Genomic DNA, 4,415 nt, shown 5'->3' on the forward strand with positions numbered 1-4,415 from the left:
GCGGGGGCCGAAACCGTGTTCCTCGAGGTCGAGGCCGATAACGCCGCGGCCATCGCCCTCTACCGCGCCGCCGGCTTCATCGCCGCCGGCCGCCGGCGCGATTACTATGGCGCCGGGCGCGATGCCCTTCTGTTCAGTCTTCGGCTTTCCGGATCACCAGAATAGCGCTGCCATCCGGCAGATCGACCATGTCGAGCAGGTCGTGACCCTGGTCGGACGCCGCGCGGGGAACGTTCGCCCGCGGCTCCGCGCCGCGCAACCGGACCAGCAAAACCTCGCCCGCCGCCATCGAATCGAGCGCGAGTCGCGTGCGCACGTAAGTCATCGGACAGGTTTCGGCAGTAATGTCGATTGCCCTGTCATGGGCGGGGAGTTCCATGATTTTCGTGTCCTGCATTACCGTTTCCTAATCATGCACAAAAAATGGAACAGTTGTTACCCGAATTACCTGCTCCTTTCGGACGATTTTTTGCGGCAAATTCTTGCAATTCATCCGGAAATGTTCCAAATCAGCCGGAAGTTCAACATTGTTTTTGACTTCATAAAAGGACAAATCATGCCGGAGAGCCAGGATAACCAGCAACTCCTTCAACTGACGGCGCAGATCGTGTCGGCGCATGTATCGCACAATTCGGTTTCCGCCGAAATGCTGCCGGCGCTCATCCGGGATGTCTATCAGAGCCTCAGCGGCACCGAGCAGCCAGTCGAGGAACCGCCGCCGCCGCTGGAACCGGCTGTCAATCCGAAGAAGTCAGTCTTCAACGACTACATTATCTGTCTCGAAGACGGAAAGAAGCTCAAGATGCTTCGCCGTCATCTGAAGTCGGCCTATAACCTGACGCCTGAACAGTATCGTGAACGCTGGGGCCTTGCGAACGACTATCCGATGGTCGCGCCCGCCTATGCGAAGCAGCGCTCCAACCTTGCCAAGAAGATCGGTCTCGGCACCAAGCCCGCGAGCCAGGCGCCCGCTTCCGGCTCGCCCCGGAGCAAGAAGGGCGACTGACCGCCGCCCTGCTTCCGGTTCTCCGGACGAAATCGACCCGGCGGCACTGTCCGCCGGGTTTTTTTGTCTCCGTGAACCGTCGCTCTGATTGTCAATATGATAAGGCATGGCATCCGATCCTTCGGGGTCGGAAAGCGCTGGATGCGGGGACGATGGTTGCGTTTTGATCCGCCGTGCTCCAATGATGTTCGCAAGCGAAAGCCGGCCGGCCGGCATCGCGCCTGAAACAGGGGGAAGCGCGTGTCGGACAATTCCGCATCCATCAGCCGGCGGGCCGAAATCGTCGCCCTGGTCGGCTCGAACGGATTTCAGACCATCGAGGCGCTGGCCCGCCATTTCGACGTGACGGTGCAGACCATCCGCCGGGATCTCAATGCCCTCGCGGCGGACGGCAAGCTCAGCCGCTATCGCGGCGGCGCCGGCCTGCCCTCCAGCGTCGAGAACATGGAATACCAGCGCCGCCGCGTCGTGCATCTCGAGGCGAAGCAGCGCATCGCCGACATGGTGGCGGCGGACATTCCCGAACACGCCTCGCTTTTCATCAATATCGGTTCGACAACGGAGCAGGTGGCCCGCGCCCTGCTCGGCCATCACGACCTTTCGGTGATTACCAACAACCTCAACGTCGCTCGGATCATGAGCGAGGACACCGATTTCCGCGTCATCGTCGCCGGCGGCATGGTGCGCAACCGCGATGGCGGCATCACCGGCCAGGCCACCCGCGACATGTTCGACCGGTTCCGCGTCGATATCGGCATCATCGGCGTCTCCGGCATCGATGCCGACGGCGCGCTCTACGATTTCGACATGGACGAGGTGATCTGTTCGCAGGCGATCATCCGCAATGCCCGCCGTGTCGTGCTGGTGACCGACCATTCGAAATTCGGCCGCCCGGCGATGGTGCGGATCGGCACGCTCGCGCAGGTTTCCGCCCTCTATACCGACCAGCCGCCGCCGCCGCCGATCGCCGCGCTGATCGGCACGCTCGGAATCGAACTTCATGTCGCCGATTCGGGGCCGGCTTCCGGCGCCCCATGAAAAACGCCCGGTCCCTCGCGGGGCCGGGCGTTGCGGACTGCGTCGCGATCAGGGGCTCAGTCGGCGGCCAGCGCCATGTGCTTGCGGGCGATCTCGCCGCTGACATAGGCCTCCACCGCCTGGCCGATCGCGTCGGCATGGTTGGCGAACACGTGATCGGCGCCCTCCAGCACGCGGTAATCGACGGCGACACCCTTCTGCGTGTTCAGCTTGTCCACCAGCTTGCGCACCGAAATCTCGGGCACCAGCTCGTCGGCGTCGCCGTGGATCATCAGGCCGCCGCAAGGGCAGGGGGCGAGGAAGCCGAAATCGTAATGCGCCGCCGGCGGAGCGACGCTGATCCAGCCCGACACTTCCGGCCGGCGCATCAGCAGCTGCATGCCGACGAAGGCGCCGAAGGAATAGCCGGAAATCCACAGCCCGCCATGTCCCGGGTTCAGCGCCTGCATCCAGTCGAGCGCGGCGGCGGCGTCGTTGATCTCGCCCATCCCGCCGTCATAACTGCCCTGGCTGCGGCCGACGCCGCGGAAATTGAACCGCATCACCGAGAAGCCGAGGCGCTGGAACACCTGATACATCGTGTAGGTGATGCGGTTGTTCATCGTCCCGCCATGCAGCGGGTGCGGGTGCAGCACGAGGGCAAGCGGCGCGCCGCGGTCCTTGGCGTGATGATAGCGTCCTTCAAGTCGGCCGTCCGGCCCGGCAAACATAACTTCAGGCATGGTCTTGTCTGGTCTTTCTCACTCGATCGTCAGGTCATCCGATATCGGGGATGGGCGGATATCGAAGGTTCCGGTCAACGCGGCCCCCCGGCCGCTCGGCGAATCCGTTCAGGTGCCGCCGGATCCGGGAAATCGGACTAGGCTACCACTATATATAGGCATAATCCGCGCATTATTGACCGGTCCGGTCTGCATACCTACTCTCCTGAACGTGACAATCATTGTCTCTCGTAAGGATGAACCGTGTGATTCGCGTCTGGCCCGTTCAATGCGGCAGTCCAAAGAGCCAGCGGAGGGCCGTGCCATTCCGCCGTGTTCGCCGGGCCGGGCCCTTGCCAAAAATGTTTCTCCCTGTGCTTTCAATCCGGCTCCGCAGCGCCACATCTCGCCGGAGGCATCCACAATTAGTGGATAGGATTGAAATTTTCCACGGAAATGTCGCATGAGCCGCATGTTTTTGCGTGAGACCATCCGGGCCTACCGCCAGCGCGACCCCGCTGCCCGTTCGGATCTCGAGGTCCTGCTGTGCTATCCGGGCCTGCATGCCGTCCTGCTGCACCGCGTCGCGCACTGGTTCTGGCAGCGCCGGCTGCGCCTGGCCGGGCGGTTCATCTCCCATCTCGCCCGCATGGCGACCGGCATCGAGATCCATCCGGGGGCAACGATCGGCCGCCGCTGCATGATCGATCACGGCATGGGCGTGGTCATCGGCGAAACCGCGGTAGTGGGCGACGATGTCTATCTCTACCATCAGGTCACGCTCGGCGGCACGTCGAGCGAGCGCGGCAAGCGCCATCCCTCGGTTGCGAACAACGTCATCATCGGCGCCGGCGCCAAGGTGCTGGGCAACATCCTGATCGGCGAGAACGCCCGCATCGGCGCCAACGCCGTGGTGGTGGCCGACGTGCCGGCGAACACCACGGTGGTCGGCATCCCCGCCCGCCCGGTCGAGCGCGGCTCGGCGACCCGCCCGCCCAAGCCCCGCTTCGACCCCTACGGCACGCCCTGCGACCCCTGCCTCGACCCGCTGCTGGGCGAGATCGAGCGGCTGCGCACCGAACTGACCGACCTCGAGGCCCGCATGGCCCGCGCTGAACGGCGCGAAACGGAGCATGCCGAACGGCGCGAAACGGAACATGCCGAGCGGCGCGAACCGGATCGTGCCGGGCCGCGCGAAACCGACCATGACGAGCCCGTTGCCCGGGGCTGAGCCGGGCCTCTACCTCGACGCCAACGCGACCGAGGCGCTGCGCCCCGAAGCCCGCGAGGCGGTGCTCGCCGCCTTCGATCTCGTCGGCAATCCGGCCTCCGTCCACGCCGATGGCAGGGCCGCGCGCAAGCTGCTCGAATCCGCCCGCGCCGCCCTTGCCGCACGCCTCGGCGCCCGGCCGGAAAACGTCGTCTTCTGCGCGGGCGCGACCGAGGCGAACGCGATGGCGATCCACGGCCTCGCCGGCGGCGGCGCCATCGTGATCGGCGCCACCGAGCACGATGCCGTGCGCGCCGCCGCCCCCGCCGCCCTCATCGCCCCGGTCGATGCCGCCGGCCGGCTCGACCAGGCCGGCTTCGCCGCCCTGCTGGCCGCGCACCGCCCGGCACTCGCCTGCGTCATGGCGGCGAACAACGAAACTGGCGTGCTGAACGACATC

The 4,415-nt window shown here is 65.2% G+C and carries 6 protein-coding genes; 4 read left to right on the top strand and 2 right to left on the bottom strand.

From position 1 onward, the window contains the following. Positions 1-133: 133 nt before the first annotated feature. Positions 134-397 carry a sulfurtransferase TusA family protein gene (locus APM_RS08230; protein ID WP_007422902.1) on the bottom strand — a complete coding sequence of 88 codons (264 nt, stop codon included), beginning with the start codon at positions 395-397 and terminating at the stop codon, positions 134-136. 159 nt (positions 398-556) lie between these two features. On the opposite strand from APM_RS08230, the gene APM_RS08235 reads away from it, so the two are divergent. Beyond that, complete coding sequence (locus APM_RS08235) at positions 557-1,006, top strand: MucR family transcriptional regulator (RefSeq protein WP_011942476.1); 450 nt, start codon at positions 557-559, stop codon at positions 1,004-1,006. Positions 1,007-1,246: 240 nt separating this feature from the next. Continuing rightward, a complete protein-coding gene (locus APM_RS08240) occupies positions 1,247-2,044 on the top strand; it encodes a DeoR/GlpR family DNA-binding transcription regulator (protein WP_007422904.1) in 798 nt (265 codons plus the stop codon). A 56-nt stretch (positions 2,045-2,100) separates the two neighbouring features. Here APM_RS08240 and APM_RS08245 read toward each other — a convergent pair whose 3' ends face one another. Continuing rightward, on the bottom strand, positions 2,101-2,766 hold the full coding sequence (locus APM_RS08245; RefSeq protein WP_011942475.1) for an alpha/beta hydrolase: 666 nt from the start codon (positions 2,764-2,766) through the stop codon (positions 2,101-2,103). A 442-nt stretch (positions 2,767-3,208) separates the two neighbouring features. On the opposite strand from APM_RS08245, the gene cysE reads away from it, so the two are divergent. Together cysE and APM_RS08255 are read left to right on the top strand one after the other, a co-directional pair. After that, the gene (cysE, locus tag APM_RS08250; protein ID WP_007422906.1) at positions 3,209-3,976 is read left to right on the top strand and encodes a serine O-acetyltransferase; all 768 of its coding nucleotides are present in this window, start codon (positions 3,209-3,211) and stop codon (positions 3,974-3,976) included. Next, positions 3,951-4,415, top strand: a 465-nt coding sequence (locus APM_RS08255; protein WP_007422907.1) for an aminotransferase class V-fold PLP-dependent enzyme, incomplete at its 3' end; no start/stop codon positions are given. The genes cysE and APM_RS08255, both read left to right, overlap by 26 nt.

The organism is Acidiphilium sp. PM (assembly GCF_000219295.1).
In the GTDB taxonomy this organism is placed as follows: domain Bacteria; phylum Pseudomonadota; class Alphaproteobacteria; order Acetobacterales; family Acetobacteraceae; genus Acidiphilium; species Acidiphilium multivorum.